Raw genomic sequence first — 16,410 nt, forward strand, 5'->3', positions numbered from 1 at the left:
TGCTGAAGCTGAAATTCTACTGCATTTTTTGCAGCGAAGTCCTGATCTTCGATTTTTTTCTTGAGACTGTGATCGGCCAAGTCATGAAGCCAGGGAGCCACCTTCTTGTGAAGATAGTTCCTCAGTTCACCGCAACCTCTGCAGGTTGTCGTTAAACTTGGTGCCCAGGAGAGGACTCGAACCTCCACGGAGTTACCCGCTAGTACCTGAAACTAGTGCGTCTACCAATTCCGCCACCTGGGCATCTCAGGAAAGATTTAGATTGTATACCAAGAAAATGAACCCTCACGCAAAAAGTGCCGACGCGAACGACGAAATCGGGGGCAGTGTGCAGGGGCACCGCGACGGACATGGCTTCGTCATCCGTGATGACGGCGAAGGCGACATCTTCCTTCCTCCCAATGAAATGCGTGCGGTGCTGCACAAGGACCGTGTCAAGGTTCGCATCGTGCGGCAGGACCGCCGCGGCAGGCCTGAAGGCCGCGTGGTCGAGATCATCGAGCGGCCTGCGCACAACATCATTGGCCGCTTCTTGCAGGAAAGCGGCGTGTATCTGGTCGCTCCCGAAGACAAGCGCTATGGCCAGGACATCCTGATCCCTGCCAACGCGACGGGTTCGGCCAAGATCGGGCAGGTGGTCGTGGTGGAGTTGACCGAGGCGCCTGCACTGTTCGGCCAGCCCGTGGGGCGCATCATTGAAGTGCTCGGTGAGGTCGACGATCCCGGCATGGAGATCGAGATTGCGGTGCGCAAGTACGGCGTGCCCCATGTGTTTTCCGATGCCTGCCTGGCACAGGCCAAGGCCCTGCCGGACAGGGTGCGGCCTGCCGATCGCAGGAATCGCATCGATCTGACCGATGTGCCCCTGGTCACCATCGATGGCGAGGATGCGCGCGACTTCGACGACGCCGTCTACTGCGAGCCTGCCAAGGTCGGGCGCGGCAAGGGCTGGCGCCTGCTGGTGGCGATTGCCGATGTGAGTTACTACGTGACCACGGGCAGTGCCATCGATATCGATGCCTATGACCGTGCCACCAGCGTCTATTTCCCGCGCCGCGTGATCCCCATGCTGCCCGAGAAGCTCAGCAATGGCCTGTGCTCGCTCAATCCCGATGTGGATCGCCTGTGCATGGTCTGCGACATGCTGATCACTGCAAAGGGCGATATCCATGCCTATCAGTTCTACCCCGCGGTGATGCACAGCCATGCGCGCTTCACCTATAACGAGGTGGCTGCCATCCTGGCCAATACGCGTGGCCCGGAGGCTGCCAAGCGCTCCGATCGCGTGGGCGACTTGCTGAATCTGCATGGGGTGTACCAGGCGCTGCTCAAGTCGCGCGAAGCACGCGGCGCCGTGGACTTCGAGACCACGGAGACGCAGATCGTCTGTGACGAGAACGGCCGCATCGAGAAGATCGTGCCGCGCACGCGCAACGAGGCGCACAAGCTGATCGAGGAGGCCATGCTGGCCGCCAACGTCTGCAGCGCGGACTTCATCGAGCACAGCGGCCGCGTTGGCCTGTTCCGCGTGCACGACAAGCCCTCGCTGGAGAAGCAGGACATCCTGCGCAACTACCTCAAGGCCATGGGAGTGGGTATGGCGCTTGGCGAGAATCCGGCCACGTCCGAATTCCAGGCCATTGCCAATGCCACCAAGGACCGGCCTGATGCCCAGCAGATCCACACCATGCTGCTGCGCTCGATGATGCAGGCCTTCTACACGCCTGAAAATTCGGGCCACTTCGGGCTGGCCTTCGATGCCTATACGCACTTCACCAGTCCGATTCGCCGCTATCCCGACTTGCTCGTGCACCGCGTGATCAAGGCCGAGCTTGAAGGCACTCACTATCGCCTGCCCGAACTGCCCACGCCTGGAGAGGCCGAAGCCAAGTTGGCCAAGCGTCTGGCCTCGCGTGTCAGTGCACCCGGCCAGAAGCCGCGCAAGCGCGCGCCCGCCGCCGAGGTCCAGGCCTGGGAGGCTGCAGGCCTGCACTGCAGCGCGAACGAGCGCCGCGCCGATGAGGCCAGCCGAGATGTCGAGGCCTGGCTCAAGTGCAAGTACATGCGTGAGCATCTGGGGGAGGAGTTCGCAGGCGTGGTCTCTGCGGTCACCACCTTCGGCATCTTCGTCACGCTCGATGCCATGTATGTGGAGGGTCTGGTCCACATCACCGAGCTGGGGGGGGACTACTTCCGCTTTGATGAGGCGCGCCAGGAACTGCGGGGCGAGCGCTCGGGCATTCGCTACGGCATAGGTACGCGGCTGCGCGTTCAGGTCAGCCGTGTGGACCTGGATGGCCGGCGCATCGATTTCCGCCTGGTGCGCGACGGCGAAGAGCAGCCGGCTTCGGGTCGTTCCGGCAGGGCGCCGGCGCGCACGGAAGCCCATCAGGGCGAAAAATGGGGGCGCCGCGACGCCAAGGAAAAGCGTGCGCAGCGTAACTCCGGCGGTGCCGGCGAAGCCCGGTCTGAATCCGACGGCGCGGTGTCTTCCGGCAAGCAGGGGCGCAAGGCGTCCAAGAAGGCCATGGTCAAGGGCGTGAACCTGGCCGCGCTGGAGGCTGAATATGCGAGTGCCCAGTCCCGCCCGGCCGCGCCAGTGCGTCAAAGCGACGTGAGTGAGCCGGCCGTGGTGCCAGGTTCGTCCGTACCTGCGGCACGCGCCTCCCGCAAGGGCAGGGCGGCTGAAGCGCGCAAGTCTGTCGCCATCGATGCTGACCACGGTCTGCCGCAGTTGCCGCCGCCATCGCCGGTGCAGGCGCTGCGCGCCTTGGGTAAGAAGGCCTTGGGGGCCGTCAAGTCCAAGGTGGCAGGCAAGACATCCAAGCCCCGGCGCAAGCCCTGAGGGCGTCTATTGGCCCAGCCGCTGGGCCAGCGCGCTGGCGCTGAACGGCATTTGCGCGGGCCATTGGTCTGCCGCATGGCCGTGGCGCCAGGCCGCCAGTGTTGCGGCCTGCGCGGGGTCCAGCCCTTGCGCCCATAGCGCGGCAATCAGCCCGGCGAGAACATCTCCGGTTCCTCCGGTGGACAGCCGGGCGTTGCCTGTGGGGTTGATCCAGCAGGGCGGCGATGCATTGCCGTCGCCCTGCGATCCGGCGATCACGGTGCCCGAGCCCTTCAGCAACGCCGTGCAGTGGAATTGCAGCGCCAGCTGCCTGGCTGCTGAAAGTCGCTGGGCCTGGACCTGGGCAGTGCTCATTTTCAGCAGGCGGGCGGCCTCCAGCGGGTGCGGTGTCAGCACCGTGTGCTGGCTGCGTCGGCTGCGTTCTTTCAGAAGCAGGGCCAGCGACTCATCTTCGGCAACCGCGTTCAGTGCGTCTGCGTCCAGTACCAGCCTGGGCGCCTGATCCAGAATTTGGGGTAGCCAGGCGCGCACCGCCATGCCGCCGCCACATCCGAACACGACAGTGGCGCCGCGCCAGTCTTGTGCTTCGGGGCTGCGCAACATGATTTCGGGCCAGGGGGAGATAGCCTGGCCTGACCCGTGCGAGGCATCGAGCAGTGCCAGCATCACGCGTCCCGCCCCGCCGTGCAAGGCTGCCAGTGCGGCCAGCCAGGCGGCGCCGGTCATGGACAGGCCGCGGTATTCCAGCCCCTCTCCGCCCAGAATGGCCACGTCGCCAAAGCTCCCCTTATGGCTGGCATGCGGACGCGGGGCGCGGGCTTCCGGGGAGAAAAGTTGTGCGCACGGTGAGATGGCGAAGGGTGGCGCGCTGCTTGCCAGTCCTGTGTCCAGATCGTCCCACCATATCTGGCCGCAGGCGTCGCGGCCGCTTCCTGTGAACAGGCCGGGATGCAGTGTCAGCAGAGCCAGCGTATGCCGTGCGCTGACCGGGAGGTTCATGGGCTCGAATCCAGGCAGGTATTGCCCGGTGTCGGCATCCAGGCCGGATGCGATGTCCACGCAAAGGACGGGGCTGATGCCGGACTGCAGGCTGCGCAGCAGCGACAGCAATCGGTCATCTTTTCGGGTGGGTGGGCTTGCCGTGTCGGGTCGGCGCAGGCCGATGCCGAGCAAGGCATCAATGCACAGATCCTGAGGCCCCATGTCAGGGGGCATGTGGGCGATCCATTGCACGCCGGCCTTGTGGGCCGCATCCCATGCGGCACGCGCGTCGGCGGGCATGCGGACGCGTTCGCGCACGCAGCTGACCAGGATGCGGCAATTGCAGGATCGTGCCGGCATCGTGTTCAGGTGCTGTTGAAGCCAGGCGGCTGCCTGCAAGCCGTCTCCGCCGTTGTTCCCAGGGCCGCAGGCGATCCAGATGCGGTTGGCGTGAGGGGCGATGGCGCGTGCCAGGCGTGCCAGCCCCATGCCTGCGCGCTGCATGAGGCAGTGTTCGGGCAGTCGGGCCGCGGCCTGCTGTTCCAGGGTGCGTGTGGCCACTGTATCGAACAGTGGCAATGCGGTGGATGTGGGAATGCGCAGCATGGCCTGAGCATAGCCGCCAGCCGCAGGGCGGGGTGTCCGCAGCGGTCAGCCGAAGCGGCGCGGATCCAGCAATGCGCTGTCCAGGAAGCTGGTGCGGTTGTCCATCAGGTCGCTCAGCATGCTGGCGCAGCCTTGGGCAATGGCGGCACCACAGCTGCCATGGCCCAGGTTGAGCCAGATGCCGGGCAAACCGCTGGCGCCCAGCAGGGGCAGTCCATCGGCTGTGCACATGCGTGTGCCATGCCAGATCTGAACGCCCGAGGTCAGCACGGCGCTGCCGGGAAAGACCATGTTGAGTCGGTGGTACATGCGCTGCAGCGTGGCCTCGTGCATGGGGCCGTGGCTGCCCAGTTCAGCGCCGGCCACGACCCGCATGCGCTGGCCAAGGCGCACCAGGGTCATCTGCTCGCTCCAGTCGACGATGGCGTGGCGGGGCGCGTAGCCTTGTTCGCGCAGCGGAGCACTGATGCCATAGCCGCGCAGGGCGATCATGGGCAGGCGCAGGCTCAGCGGCGCGAGCAGGTTTGCGGCCTCGGCGCCAGCGCAGACGACGATGGCATCGTGCGACCGGGGCGTGTCTTCGCCTTGCAGCTGCAGGCGAGCGGTGCGCTCGGCGCCGCCGGGCTGCAGTCGCTGCACAAGGCGTTGCGTCTCGAATCGTGCTCCTGCGGACTGTGCGGCCTGCCTTTGCATCAGCGTGGCCAGGCGGCCGTTGGCGGCGCCAGCCTGCGGGAAATACAAGGAGCCTGCGAGTGCGGTCTCCTCGCCCAGCGCGGGCTCACGCAGGCGGGTCTGGGCGGCATCCAGTGCCTCGCAGCGCGTGCCGGCCTCGGCCAGCGCTGCCAGTGCAGGTTTCAGTTGCTCATGGTCGGCCTCGCTGCCCAGCAGCACCAGGCTGCCGGAGACATATTCCGGGTCCAGCTCCCACTGCCGCCACAGCGATTGCTGGAACTGCTGGCTGCGCTGGGTGAGTGTCTCCAGTGCCGCCATCGTGGCTGTGGGTTCGCCGGCTTTGCGCAGGCGCCGCCCAGCCTGGCGCCATTGCCATAGCCAGCGCAGCTGGGCTGCGAGGTTTCCGGAGCCGAGGCGTGGCAAAGCCTGCCGGCCGGGAAGCGTGGGTGAGCGTTCTGTGGTGGAGAGACCGGGGACGCTCCACGGTTGGAGCAGGCTGGGGCCCAGCCAGCCGGCATGTCCGAAGCTGGCTTCCTCGGCCACCGTGCCATGGCGCTCGTAGACGGTGACCTCGTGCCCGACCTGGGCCAGTGCGTGGGCTGTCGCAACGCCAATGCTGCCGGCGCCCACAATCGCGATGTTCATTTTGGGGTGGAATCTGCTGAAGTGCCTGAATTATCAAGCGGATGTAGCTATCACTACAGGAGTGTGTGGCCGATGCGGCAGCCGTGGCTATGCGGGGTGTGAGCGCGCGTTGGGTGCGAAGCCTCAGTCTTGGGATGGCGTATGCTAGAATCTTGCGGCTTTGCTAGGGGTTCACCCTGATTTTCTTCGGAATTGCCGGAGATCAGGTGATGGCTTTGGGGTGCGAGGTGTTCGTCATGAATGCCTGCCCATGCTTGCAACCCCCGTTGCAAAGTCAATCGCAAACCAGTCCCTTCAAGGTGTTGCTTCCTGTATCCGGGGGGCAATTGTCGGGCTGGATTTTAGACCTAACCTTTGAGGTATTCATATGTCCGTCACTATGCGCGATATGCTGGAAGCAGGCGTCCACTTCGGTCACCAGACCCGTTTCTGGAACCCCAAGATGGCCCCCTTCATCTTCGGCCACCGCAACAAGATCCACATCATCAACCTGGAAAAGTCGCTGCCGATGTTCCAGGACGCCCAGAAGTTCGTGAAGCAGCTGGCTTCCAACGGCGGCACCATCCTGATGGTCGGCACCAAGCGCCAGGCCCGCGAGCTGGTGGCTGCCGAAGCCCAGCGCGCTGGCGTTCCTTTCGTTGACCAGCGCTGGCTGGGCGGCATGCTGACCAACTTCAAGACCGTCAAGACGTCCATCAAGCGTCTGAAGGAAATGAAGGCCCAGCAGGAAGCCGGTCTGGAAGCCATGAGCAAGAAGGAACAGCTGATGTTCGTTCGCGAACTGGAAAAGCTGGAAAAGGACATCGGCGGCATTCAGGACATGAACAGCCTGCCCGACGCCATCTTCGTGATCGACGTGGGCTTCCACAAGATTGCCGTGGCCGAAGCCAAGAAGCTGGGCATCCCCCTGGTCGGCGTGGTTGACTCCAACCACAATCCCGAAGGCATCGACTATGTCATCCCCGGTAACGACGACTCTGCCAAGGCCGTGCAACTGTACGCCCAAGGCATCGCCGACGCGATCCTGGAAGGCCGCGCTGCTGCACTGACCGACGTGGTCAAGGCCGCATCCGGCGAGAGCGGTGACGAGTTCGTGGAAGTGGAAGAATCCGCTGCCTGATTGAGCTTGTCCGGCTGAGCGACCTCGTCGCCGAATAAAAAGCGGGGCTCAGGGTAGCCCCGTTTTTTTAAGCCGAAATCCTGTAACGAATCGAACTGACATTGGAGAAATACGATGGCTGCAATTACCGCAAGCATGGTGGCTGAACTGCGCGCAAAGACTGACGCGCCCATGATGGAGTGCAAGAAGGCCCTGACCGAAGCCGAAGGCGACCTGGTCAAGGCGGAAGAGCTGCTGCGCGTCAAGCTCGGCACCAAGGCTGGCAAGGCTGCCTCGCGCGTGACCGCCGAAGGCGTGATCGCCGCCTTCATCAATGGCAACCAGGGTGCCATGATCGAAGTCAACAGCGAAACCGACTTCGTGTCCAAGAACGACAGCTTCATCGCGATGGCCAACGCCGCCGCCAAGCTGGTCGCCGAGCAAAACCCCGCCGACGTGGCCGCGCTGAGCGCACTGGCCTATGAGCAGGACGGCTTCGGCCCCACGCTGGAAGACGTGCGCAAGGGCCTGATCGGCAAGATCGGCGAAAACATGTCCTTCCGCCGCTTCAAGCGCTTCGAAGGCTCCAGCCTGGCTTCCTACCTGCACGGCTCGCGCATCGGCGTGGTCGTCGAGTTCGACGGCGATGCCACGGCTGCCAAGGATGTCGCCATGCACGTGGCCGCCATGAAGCCCGTGTCCGTGACCAGCGCCGACGTGCCCGCCGAGCTGATCGAGAAGGAGCGTACCGTTGCTGCCGCCAAGGCTGCCGAGTCCGGCAAGCCTGCCGACATCGTCGCCAAGATGGTCGAAGGCTCGGTGCAGAAGTACCTGAAGGAAGTCTCGCTGGCCGACCAGGTCTTCGTGAAGGCTGCCGACGGCAAGCAGACCGTGGCCCAGATGCTCAAGGCCGCCAACACCAACGTCAAGGGCTTCACCCTGTACGTGGTCGGCGAAGGCATTGAAAAGAAGGTCGACGACTTCGCTGCCGAAGTGGCTGCCCAGGTGGCTGCCGCCAAGGCCGGCGCCTGATCCTTCCGGGCGACCGAACCGTTCCCTTCACCATCCATCATCATCCACCACTTCGGAGAAACACCATGACCCACGCCACACCGGCCCACAAGCGCATCCTGCTCAAGCTGTCCGGTGAGGCACTCATGGGGGATGACTCGTTCGGCATCAACCGTGCGACCATCGAGCGCATGGTTTCCGAAATTGCCGAGGTCACCAAGGTTGGTGTCCAGGTGGCGGTGGTGATCGGTGGGGGGAACATCTTTCGCGGCGTGGCTGGCGGCTCGGTCGGCATGGACCGTGCCACCGCCGACTACATGGGCATGCTGGCCACGGTCATGAATGCCCTGGCCCTGGCCGATGCCATGGACAAGCAGGGGCTGACAGCCCGCGTGATGTCGGCCATTGCCATCGAGCAGGTCGTGGAGCCCTATGTGCGCCCCAAGGCCCTGCAGTACCTCGAGGAGGGCAAGGTGGTGGTGTTCGCTGCCGGCACCGGCAACCCGTTCTTCACGACCGACACGGCCGCCGCGCTGCGTGGCGCTGAAATCGGCGCCGAGGTGGTGCTCAAGGCCACCAAGGTCGACGGTGTCTACACCGACGACCCGATGAAGAACCCCGACGCGACCCGCTACCACAAGCTGGCTTTCGACGAGGCCATCTCGCGCAACCTGGGCATCATGGACGCCACCGCCTTTGCGCTGTGCCGCGATCAGAAGCTGCCGATCCGGGTGTTCTCCATCGTCAAGCCCGGCGCGCTCAAGCGCGTGGTCATGGGCGAGGACGAGGGCACGCTGGTGTACGCTTGAGCGTTTTGATACCGCGTTACACAGCTCTTCAAGGAACAAGAACATGACGATTGCAGACATCAAGAAGACCACCGAGTCCAAGATGGGCCAGTCCATCGAAGCGCTCAAGAACAATCTTGCGCGCGTGCGCACCGGTCGTGCCAATCCATCGCTGCTGGACTCCATCCATGTGGAGTACTACGGCTCCATGGTGCCGCTGTCCCAGGTGGCCAACGTCACCCTGCTTGACGCGCGCACCATCAGCGTCCAGCCCTGGGAAAAGAGCATGTCGGCCAAGGTGGAGAAGGCCATCCGCGAAAGCGATCTGGGCCTGAACCCCGCCTCGCTGGGCGACCTGATCCGCGTGCCCATGCCTCCCATGAGCGAGGAGCGCCGCAAGGAAATGACCAAGCTGGCGCGCAATGAAGGCGAAGCTTCCAAGGTCGCCGTGCGCAACCTGCGCCGCGATGCCAACGAAGCCGTCAAGAAGCTGGTCAAGGACAAGGAAGCCTCGGAAGACGATCAAAAGCGTTGCGAAGCCGATGTCCAGAAGATGACCGACAAGCACATCGCCGAGATCGATACGCTGGTGGCGGCCAAGGAACAAGACATCATGGCGGTCTGAGGCGTCCTGCCTCATTTGCCTCAGGGTCCGTACCTTTGACCAAACAAGACTCCGGCGCGGTGCCGCGCCATATTGCCGTCATCATGGATGGCAATGGACGCTGGGCCAATCGCCGCTTTCTGCCGCGACTGGCCGGCCACAAGCAGGGCGTGGAATCACTGCGCCGCTGCGCCCGCGCCTGCGTCCAGCGCGGCGTGCAGGTCCTGACCGTCTTCGCTTTCTCTTCCGAGAACTGGAACCGTCCCGAAGAGGAGGTTTCCGGTCTCATGGGCCTGCTGGCCAATGCGCTTGCCAAGGAAGTGCAGCAACTGAGCCGCGACGGCGTGCGCCTGCATTTCATCGGTGACCGCAGTGGCCTGGGCGATAAAGTGTGCGCGGGCCTTGCGCAGGCCGAGACCGTCACTGCGCACAACAATCGCCTGGTTCTCAACGTCTGCTTCAACTACGGCGGACGCTGGGACATTGCACAGGCAGCTGCCCGGCTGGCAGAGAAGGGCGAGCCCATCACCCCGCAGAGCCTGGACCGCGCGCTCGCGCTGGCCCATGTGCCCGACCCGGATCTGCTGATCCGTACCGGCGGGGAAATGCGCATCAGCAACTTCCTGCTGTGGCAGGCTGCGTATTCCGAGCTTTTCTTCAGTGACAGCTTGTGGCCTGATTTCGATGAGGCCTGCCTGGACGAGGCCATCGCGGCTTTCGCTTCACGCGAGCGGCGCTTCGGCCAGACTTCCGCGCAAGTACAACAATCACAACCGACGTCGTCCCATCCGCAGACGTCCTGAACAAGGGGGAGCCATGCTCAAGCAGCGAGTCATCACCGCCCTGATCCTGCTGGCCATCCTGTTGCCTGCGCTGTTCTATCCCACGGGTATTCCGTTCGCCGTGGTCGTGCTCGTGCTCATGGCGGCAGGTGCCTGGGAATGGGGGCGTCTCAACGGCTTTGGCACCGCGGGCGCCATCGGCATAGGCGCCATCTGCACGGCGATGTGCCTGGGCGCCTGGGCTGCCGGCTGGCTGGAGCGTCCGCTGTCAGCGCTCTGGATTGTTGCCGGTGCTGCCTGGGTGCTGGGTGGCGGGGCGCTGCTGCGTGCCGGCGTGGCTGGCTGGCCTCGCATTGCAGCGCCTGTGCGCCTGGTCGGCGGAGTGCTGGCCTTGTGGCTGGCCTGGGTCGCCGTGGTGCAGGCGCGCATGATGGGCATCAACTTCCTGCTGTCGGTGCTGGTGCTGGTCTGGGTGGCCGATGTGTTCGCGTATTTCGCAGGACGGACCCTGGGCCTGAAATTCACCAAATCCAAGCTGGCTCCCACGATCAGCCCCGGCAAGAGCTGGGAAGGCGTATGGGGCGGCATGGCAGGCGTTCTGGTGCTGGCCTTGGTCTGGGTCTGGGCCGACCGCCACTACGCGGTGGCCGTGCCCAGTTTCTATTCATTGCTGCTGGCGCGCGGGGCCTGGTTCCTGCTGCTGGCGGTTGTTTTCATGGCCGCGATGAGCGTGGTCGGCGACCTGGTCGAATCCCTGGTCAAGCGCAGCGTCGGCGTCAAGGACAGCAGTGGCCTGCTGCCCGGTCATGGCGGCGTCCTCGACCGCGTCGATGCCCTGCTGCCGACCCTGCCGCTGGCCCTGATGCTTTCCTCTTTCGCGCATTCATGAAGCAGAAAATCACCGTCCTGGGCTCCACAGGCTCCATCGGTACCAATACGCTGGATGTGGTGGCGCGCCACCGCGATCACTACGAAGTCTTTGCGCTCAGCGCGGCCACGCAGGTGGACCTGATGCTGCGCCAGTGTGCCGAATTCAAGCCCCGCTACGCCGTCATGGCCAGCGCGCCGCATGCAAGGCTGCTGGCTGAGCAGCTGCGCAGCAATGGATTGGCCACCGAAGTGCTGCAGTCGCCTGACGCGCTGGAGCAGATCGCCTCGCATCCTGAAGCCGATGCCGTCATGGCGGCCATCGTCGGTGCGGCGGGCCTGGCGCCTTGCCTGGCTGCCGCACGCGCCGGCAAGCGTCTGCTGCTGGCCAACAAGGAGGCGCTGGTGGTTGGCGGTGCACTGTTCATGGACACCGTCAAGCGCCACGGCGCAACGCTGCTGCCCATTGACAGTGAGCACTCGGCCATCTTCCAGTGCCTGCCCGAAGACCGCACCAGTTGGCCCGATCGCGTGGACAGTCTGCTGCTCACAGCCTCGGGCGGGCCTTTTCGCCTGCGCGATCCGTCCACCCTGTCCGAGATCACGCCGGAGCAGGCCTGCGCGCACCCGAATTTCTCCATGGGGCGCAAGATCTCCGTGGACTCGGCCACCATGATGAACAAGGCGCTGGAGGTGATCGAGGCCCGCTGGCTGTTCGACATGGCGCCTGACAAGATCAAGGTCGTCATCCATCCGCAGCAGATCGTGCACTCCATGGTGCAGTTCAAGGATGCTTCGGTGCTCGCGCAACTGGGTACGCCCGACATGCGCGTGCCCATCGCCTGCGGCCTGGCCTGGCCCCGCCGCATCGCCAGCGGTGCGGCGCCCCTGGATTTCGCCAAGCTGTCGGCCCTGACCTTCGAGGCGGCGGATGCCGTGCGCTTTCCGGGCCTGCACCTTTCCTGGCAGGCGCTGCACGCCAGCGAGGGAACCACGGCGGTTCTCAACGCTTCCAACGAAGTCGCCGTTGCCGCCTTCTTGGAGCGGCGCCTGGCATTTGACCGTATCCACGCTGTGAATTTGCGCACGCTCGAGACCTTGCTGCCGCCTACACTGGGCAGCCTGGAAGACCTGCTGGCCCTGGACGCGCAGGCGCGCGAAATCGCGCAGACCGTGGCGCGGCAGTGGCAGCTGTGATGCCGGCTTCGCAGGTCAGGATGGTTTTCTTGATGGGCCTGCGGCGGAATCCAGAGGCGCATTGGATTCAAAGGAGTATCAATTGTTGCTGACCGTTGTCGCATTCGTGGTCGCACTGGGCTTGCTGATTGCCGTGCATGAGTGGGGCCACTACCGCGTCGCCGTGGCTTGCGGCGTGAAGGTGCTTCGCTTTTCCGTCGGATTCGGCCGCCCCATCCTGCGATGGAAGCGCAAGGGTTCGGACACGGAATTTGTCATCGGTGCACTGCCCCTTGGCGGCTATGTGCGCATGCTCGATGAGCGTGAGGGCGAGGTGCCTGCCGACCAACGCCATCTGGCATTCAACACCCAGCCGCTGCGTGCGCGTGCAGCCATCGTGGCCGCAGGCCCCGTGGCCAATCTCGTGCTGGCCATTGCGCTGCTGGCCATCGTCAATTGGGTCGGCATGCAGGAGCCCGTTGCACGGCTGGCAACACCGCCAGCAGGCACGGTGCTGCAAATGGCGGGTGTTCAAGGCGGCGATCGCGTTTTGCGCATGGCTTTGGGTGACCAGGAATGGGAAGAGGTCCGCTCCATCAATGATCTGCGCTGGACGCTGACCCGTGCAGCGCTCGATGACGAGTCCGTGCGCATGGAGGTGCTCCAGGCCCGCCGCACCGCCCCGTCCGAACTGCGGCTCGCGCTGGCTGGTCAGGTTCAGGGCGAGCCCGATGCCGCCTTCTTCGAGCGCCTGGGCTTGCTTGGCCCCTGGACGCAGCCCGTGCTGGACAAGGTGATTGCCGGTGGTGCCGCTGAGAAGGCGGGCCTGCGCCAGGGCGATCTGGTTTTGCGCGTGGGTGGCACCTCGGTGGACGATGGCACGCAGTTGCGCAATCTCATCCGCAAGATGGGCGCATCGGGCCAGGTCCAGCAGCAGATCTGGCTGGTGGAGCGCGAGGGGCGGCAGTTGCAGATCCCGGTGCTGCCCGACCTGGGCCGATCGGAAGACGGCAAGGAAAGCATCGCCCGCATCGGCGCCTACATCGGCAGCGCCCCGGAAATGGCGCTGGTGCAGCGCGGTCCGCTGGAGGGTCTGTGGGCCGGCGTGCAGCGCACCTGGGAGCTGTCGTCGCTGACACTGCGCATGATGGGCCGCATGGTGATCGGCGAGGCCTCGCTCAAGAACATCAGCGGGCCCCTGACCATTGCCGACTACGCGGGGCGTTCGGCCAGCATGGGCCTGGTCCAATATCTCTCGTTCCTGGCGCTGATCAGCATCAGCCTGGGGGTTCTCAACTTGCTCCCCCTGCCGGTGCTCGATGGTGGGCACCTGATGTATTATCTTTGGGAGGGCGTGACTGGCCGAAGCGTGTCGGAAGTCTGGGCCGGACGCTTGCAGCGTGCAGGCGTGGCGGTTTTGATGATGATGATGTCCGTCGCCTTTTTCAACGATATCAACCGGCTTTGGGGCTAACTTTTCAGCCGTTTTCGGCAAGCCGCAGCGGCGGCAAATCCATTCATGACTAAACGTATCAATCGCCTGGGCGTGCGCGCTGCATCGACCCTGGCTGCCATGGTTTTGGCTGCCAATGCAGCCTGGGCACTGGAGCCCTTCCGCGTACAGGACATCCGCATCGAAGGTCTTCAGCGCGTGGAGCCGGGCACGGTCTTCGCTTCCATCCCCCTGCGCGTGGGTGACCAGTATGACGACGACAAGGGTGCAGCCGCCATCCGCTCGCTGTTCGCATTGGGCCTGTTCAAGGACATCCGCCTGGAAGCCAACGGCAACGTGCTCGTCGTCGTGGTCGAAGAACGCCCGACCATCGCCGAAGTGAACTTCGCCGGCACCAAGGAATTCGACAAGGAAACCCTGCAAAAGGCCATGCGCGATGTGGGCCTGGCCGAGGGGCGTCCGTTCGACAAGGCACTTGCCGACCGCGCGGAGCAGGAGCTCAAGCGCCAGTACATCAACCGCAGCCTGTATGGCGCCGAAGTCGTCACGACGGTCACGCCCATCGAGCGCAACCGCGTCAACCTGACCTTCACGGTGACCGAAGGTGATCCCGCCCGTATCAACGAGATCCATATCGTCGGTAACAAGGCCTTCAGCGAATCCACGCTCAAGGACCTTTTTGACCAGGACACCGGCAACTGGATGAGCTGGTACACCAAGTCGGACCGCTATGCGCGCAACAAGCTCAACGCCGACCTGGAAACGCTGCGCTCGTACTACCTGCAGCGTGGATACCTGGAGTTCCGCGTGGACTCCACCCAGGTGGCGATCTCGCCCGACAAGCAGACCATCTCGCTGACCCTGAACATCCATGAAGGCGAGCGTTTCGTGGTCTCCGGCGTCAAGCTGGAAGGCAACTACCTGGACCGCGACGACGAATTCAAGTCCCTGGTCAAGATCAAGCCCGGCGAGCCCTACAACGCCGATCAGGTCACGGGAACGACCAAGGCCTTCACCGAGCACTTCGGCAACTTCGGCTTTGCCTTCGCGCGCGTCGAGGCCGTGCCGGACATCGACCGTGCGACCAACCGGGTGGCCCTGGTGCTGCACGCCGAGCCTTCTCGCCGCGCCTATGTGCGACGCATCAATCTCAGCGGCAACAACCGCACGCGCGACGAAGTGATCCGCCGCGAATTCCGCCAGTACGAGGCTTCCTGGTACGACGGCGACAAGATTCGCCTGTCGCGCGACCGGGTGGACCGTCTGGGCTTCTTCACCGAAGTCAACGTCGAAACCCAGGAAGTGCCGGGTTCGCCTGATCAGGTGGATCTGGTCATCTCGGTGGCTGAAAAGCCCACCGGCTCGCTGCAGCTGGGCGCTGGTTTTTCCAGCGCTGAAAAGGTTTCGCTGTCCTTCGGCATCAAGCAGGAAAACGTGTTCGGCTCGGGCAACTACCTGGGCGTGGACGTGAACACCAGCAAGTACCGCCGCACCATGGTGCTGTCGACCACGGACCCGTACTTCACGGACACCGGCATCTCGCGCACCTACGACCTGTACTACCGCACTGACCGTCCCTACTACGACGATGCGGCCTACAAGATCGTCACCTCGGGCGGCAGCGTCCGCTTTGGCGTTCCCTTCAGCGAGATCGACACCGTTTACTTCGGCGGCGGCGTGGAGCGCTCCGAAATCAAGCCCGGCACCTACCTGCCCCAGGCGTACAAGGACTATGCCGACAAGTACGGCTACTCCAACACCGGCATACCACTGACCCTGGGCTGGTCACGCGACAGCCGTGACAGCGCGCTGGCGCCCAACTCCGGTCTCTACCAGCGCCTGAACACCGAGTGGTCGGTGGGTGGCGAGGCCCGCTATGTGCGAGCCAACTACCAGATCCAGCAGTACATCCCTCTGAGCAAGAAGTACACGCTGGCACTGAACGGTGAACTGGGCTACGGCAAGGGCCTCAATGGCCGTCCGTTCCCGCTGTTCAAGAACTTCTTCTCGGGTGGCCTGGGCTCGGTGCGTGGCTTCGAGCAGGGCTCGCTGGGTCCGCGCGACACCAAGGAAAACCTGGCGCTTGGCGGCTCCAAGAAGGTGACATTGAACGCCGAGTTCATGGTTCCGTTCCCTGGTGCCGGCAATGACAGGACTTTGCGTCTTTTTACATTCCTCGATGTGGGCAATGTCTACGGAGCCAACGAGAACTTCGATCTCGGGGAGCTGCGGGCATCCACGGGCCTGGGCATCAGCTGGATTTCCCCGCTGGGTCCCCTGCGCCTGGCCTTTGCTCAACCCATCCGCAAGCAGACCGGGGATAAAATCCAGCGACTGCAATTCCAAATCGGAACCTCTTTCTAATGAAATCTCTATCTAGCCATTTTTCCCTGGCTGTGCTGCTTGGCGCCATGGCCGTTTCCGCGCACGCCCAGGAGTTCAAGGCCGGCTTTGTGAATACGGATCGCATCTTCCGTGAAGCATCGACTGCCAAGGCTGCGCAGTCCAAGCTGGAGCAGGAATTCTCCAAGCGTGAGAAGGAGCTGATTGACCAGGGCAACTCGCTCAAGAGCGCTTCGGAGAAGTTCGAGCGTGAAGCTCCCACCATGGCCGAAAGCCAGCGCGTCTCGCGCCAGCGCCAGCTGGTGGATCAGGACCGCGAGTTCCAGCGCAAGCGCCGTGAGTTCCAGGAAGACCTGAACTCCCGCAAGAACGAAGAACTGGCCCAGGTGCTGGAACGCGCCAACAAGGTGGTCAAGCAAGTGGCCGAATCCGAGAAGTACGACGTCATCCTTCAGGAAGCCGTCTACATCAACCCCAAGTACGACATCACTGACAAGGTGATCAAGGCGCTGAACGGCGGCGGCAAGTAAGCCAGCTG

General features: G+C 63.9%; 13 protein-coding genes and 1 tRNA gene. 11 read left to right on the forward strand and 3 right to left on the reverse strand.

The features are described 5' to 3' along the window. Positions 1-158: 158 nt before the first annotated feature. A tRNA-Leu gene (locus ACF8O7_RS24750) sits at positions 159-243 on the reverse strand. A 34-nt stretch (positions 244-277) separates the two neighbouring features. On the opposite strand from ACF8O7_RS24750, the gene rnr reads away from it, so the two are divergent. Next, positions 278-2,845 carry a ribonuclease R gene (gene rnr / locus ACF8O7_RS24755; protein ID WP_392444524.1) on the forward strand — a complete coding sequence of 856 codons (2,568 nt, stop codon included), beginning with the start codon at positions 278-280 and terminating at the stop codon, positions 2,843-2,845. A 6-nt stretch (positions 2,846-2,851) separates the two neighbouring features. On the opposite strand, the gene ACF8O7_RS24760 is transcribed toward rnr, so the two are convergent. Both ACF8O7_RS24760 and ACF8O7_RS24765 read right to left on the reverse strand, forming a co-directional pair. Then, complete coding sequence (locus ACF8O7_RS24760) at positions 2,852-4,432, reverse strand: NAD(P)H-hydrate dehydratase (protein WP_392444528.1); 1,581 nt, start codon at positions 4,430-4,432, stop codon at positions 2,852-2,854. A 45-nt stretch (positions 4,433-4,477) separates the two neighbouring features. Further along, positions 4,478-5,749, reverse strand: coding sequence for an FAD-dependent oxidoreductase (locus ACF8O7_RS24765; RefSeq protein WP_047326725.1), 1,272 nt, complete (start codon positions 5,747-5,749; stop codon positions 4,478-4,480). Between the two features lie 367 nt (positions 5,750-6,116). Between ACF8O7_RS24765 and rpsB the strand changes: the two genes are divergently transcribed. From rpsB to ACF8O7_RS24815, 10 genes are all read left to right on the forward strand, one after another. Beyond that, a complete protein-coding gene (gene rpsB / locus ACF8O7_RS24770; RefSeq protein ID WP_016447490.1) occupies positions 6,117-6,869 on the forward strand; it encodes a 30S ribosomal protein S2 in 753 nt (250 codons plus the stop codon). Positions 6,870-6,983: 114 nt separating this feature from the next. Then, on the forward strand, positions 6,984-7,880 hold the full coding sequence (tsf, locus tag ACF8O7_RS24775; protein WP_016447489.1) for a translation elongation factor Ts: 897 nt from the start codon (positions 6,984-6,986) through the stop codon (positions 7,878-7,880). 65 nt (positions 7,881-7,945) lie between these two features. Continuing rightward, positions 7,946-8,668 carry a UMP kinase gene (gene pyrH, locus ACF8O7_RS24780; protein WP_016447488.1) on the forward strand — a complete coding sequence of 241 codons (723 nt, stop codon included), beginning with the start codon at positions 7,946-7,948 and terminating at the stop codon, positions 8,666-8,668. Positions 8,669-8,711: 43 nt separating this feature from the next. Further along, on the forward strand, positions 8,712-9,272 hold the full coding sequence (gene frr / locus ACF8O7_RS24785) for a ribosome recycling factor (RefSeq protein ID WP_016447487.1): 561 nt from the start codon (positions 8,712-8,714) through the stop codon (positions 9,270-9,272). Positions 9,273-9,307: 35 nt separating this feature from the next. After that, positions 9,308-10,054 (forward strand): polyprenyl diphosphate synthase, encoded by a 747-nt coding sequence (gene uppS / locus ACF8O7_RS24790; protein WP_016447486.1) that lies wholly within the window; start codon positions 9,308-9,310, stop codon positions 10,052-10,054. Positions 10,055-10,067: 13 nt separating this feature from the next. Further along, the gene (locus ACF8O7_RS24795; protein WP_034365565.1) at positions 10,068-10,922 is read left to right on the forward strand and encodes a phosphatidate cytidylyltransferase; all 855 of its coding nucleotides are present in this window, start codon (positions 10,068-10,070) and stop codon (positions 10,920-10,922) included. Beyond that, positions 10,919-12,097 carry a 1-deoxy-D-xylulose-5-phosphate reductoisomerase gene (gene ispC, locus ACF8O7_RS24800; RefSeq protein ID WP_046238471.1) on the forward strand — a complete coding sequence of 393 codons (1,179 nt, stop codon included), beginning with the start codon at positions 10,919-10,921 and terminating at the stop codon, positions 12,095-12,097. The genes ACF8O7_RS24795 and ispC overlap by 4 nt, the downstream gene beginning before the upstream one ends. Before the next feature lie 82 nt (positions 12,098-12,179). Further along, complete coding sequence (rseP, locus tag ACF8O7_RS24805) at positions 12,180-13,550, forward strand: RIP metalloprotease RseP (protein WP_026062158.1); 1,371 nt, start codon at positions 12,180-12,182, stop codon at positions 13,548-13,550. A 45-nt stretch (positions 13,551-13,595) separates the two neighbouring features. Continuing rightward, on the forward strand, positions 13,596-15,893 hold the full coding sequence (gene bamA / locus ACF8O7_RS24810) for an outer membrane protein assembly factor BamA (RefSeq protein ID WP_392444531.1): 2,298 nt from the start codon (positions 13,596-13,598) through the stop codon (positions 15,891-15,893). Next, on the forward strand, positions 15,893-16,402 hold the full coding sequence (locus ACF8O7_RS24815) for an OmpH family outer membrane protein (protein WP_016447481.1): 510 nt from the start codon (positions 15,893-15,895) through the stop codon (positions 16,400-16,402). The genes bamA and ACF8O7_RS24815 overlap by 1 nt, the downstream gene beginning before the upstream one ends. The last annotated feature ends 8 nt before the right edge of the window (positions 16,403-16,410 follow it).

The organism is Delftia sp. WSY_16 (genome assembly GCF_043104415.1).
Classification (GTDB): domain Bacteria; phylum Pseudomonadota; class Gammaproteobacteria; order Burkholderiales; family Burkholderiaceae_C; genus Comamonas; species Comamonas tsuruhatensis.

What these genes read in the sequence shown, in the direction of transcription:
- rnr (WP_392444524.1), top strand. Translation starts at nt 278, where the DNA reads ATGAACCCTCACGCAAAAAGTGCCGACGCGAACGACGAAATCGGGGGC.
- ACF8O7_RS24760 (WP_392444528.1), bottom strand. Translation starts at nt 4,432, where the DNA reads ATGCTGCGCATTCCCACATCCACCGCATTGCCACTGTTCGATACAGTG.
- ACF8O7_RS24765 (WP_047326725.1), bottom strand. Translation starts at nt 5,749, where the DNA reads ATGAACATCGCGATTGTGGGCGCCGGCAGCATTGGCGTTGCGACAGCC.
- rpsB (WP_016447490.1), top strand. Translation starts at nt 6,117, where the DNA reads ATGTCCGTCACTATGCGCGATATGCTGGAAGCAGGCGTCCACTTCGGT.
- tsf (WP_016447489.1), top strand. Translation starts at nt 6,984, where the DNA reads ATGGCTGCAATTACCGCAAGCATGGTGGCTGAACTGCGCGCAAAGACT.
- pyrH (WP_016447488.1), top strand. Translation starts at nt 7,946, where the DNA reads ATGACCCACGCCACACCGGCCCACAAGCGCATCCTGCTCAAGCTGTCC.
- frr (WP_016447487.1), top strand. Translation starts at nt 8,712, where the DNA reads ATGACGATTGCAGACATCAAGAAGACCACCGAGTCCAAGATGGGCCAG.
- ACF8O7_RS24795 (WP_034365565.1), top strand. Translation starts at nt 10,068, where the DNA reads ATGCTCAAGCAGCGAGTCATCACCGCCCTGATCCTGCTGGCCATCCTG.
- ispC (WP_046238471.1), top strand. Translation starts at nt 10,919, where the DNA reads ATGAAGCAGAAAATCACCGTCCTGGGCTCCACAGGCTCCATCGGTACC.
- bamA (WP_392444531.1), top strand. Translation starts at nt 13,596, where the DNA reads ATGACTAAACGTATCAATCGCCTGGGCGTGCGCGCTGCATCGACCCTG.
- ACF8O7_RS24815 (WP_016447481.1), top strand. Translation starts at nt 15,893, where the DNA reads ATGAAATCTCTATCTAGCCATTTTTCCCTGGCTGTGCTGCTTGGCGCC.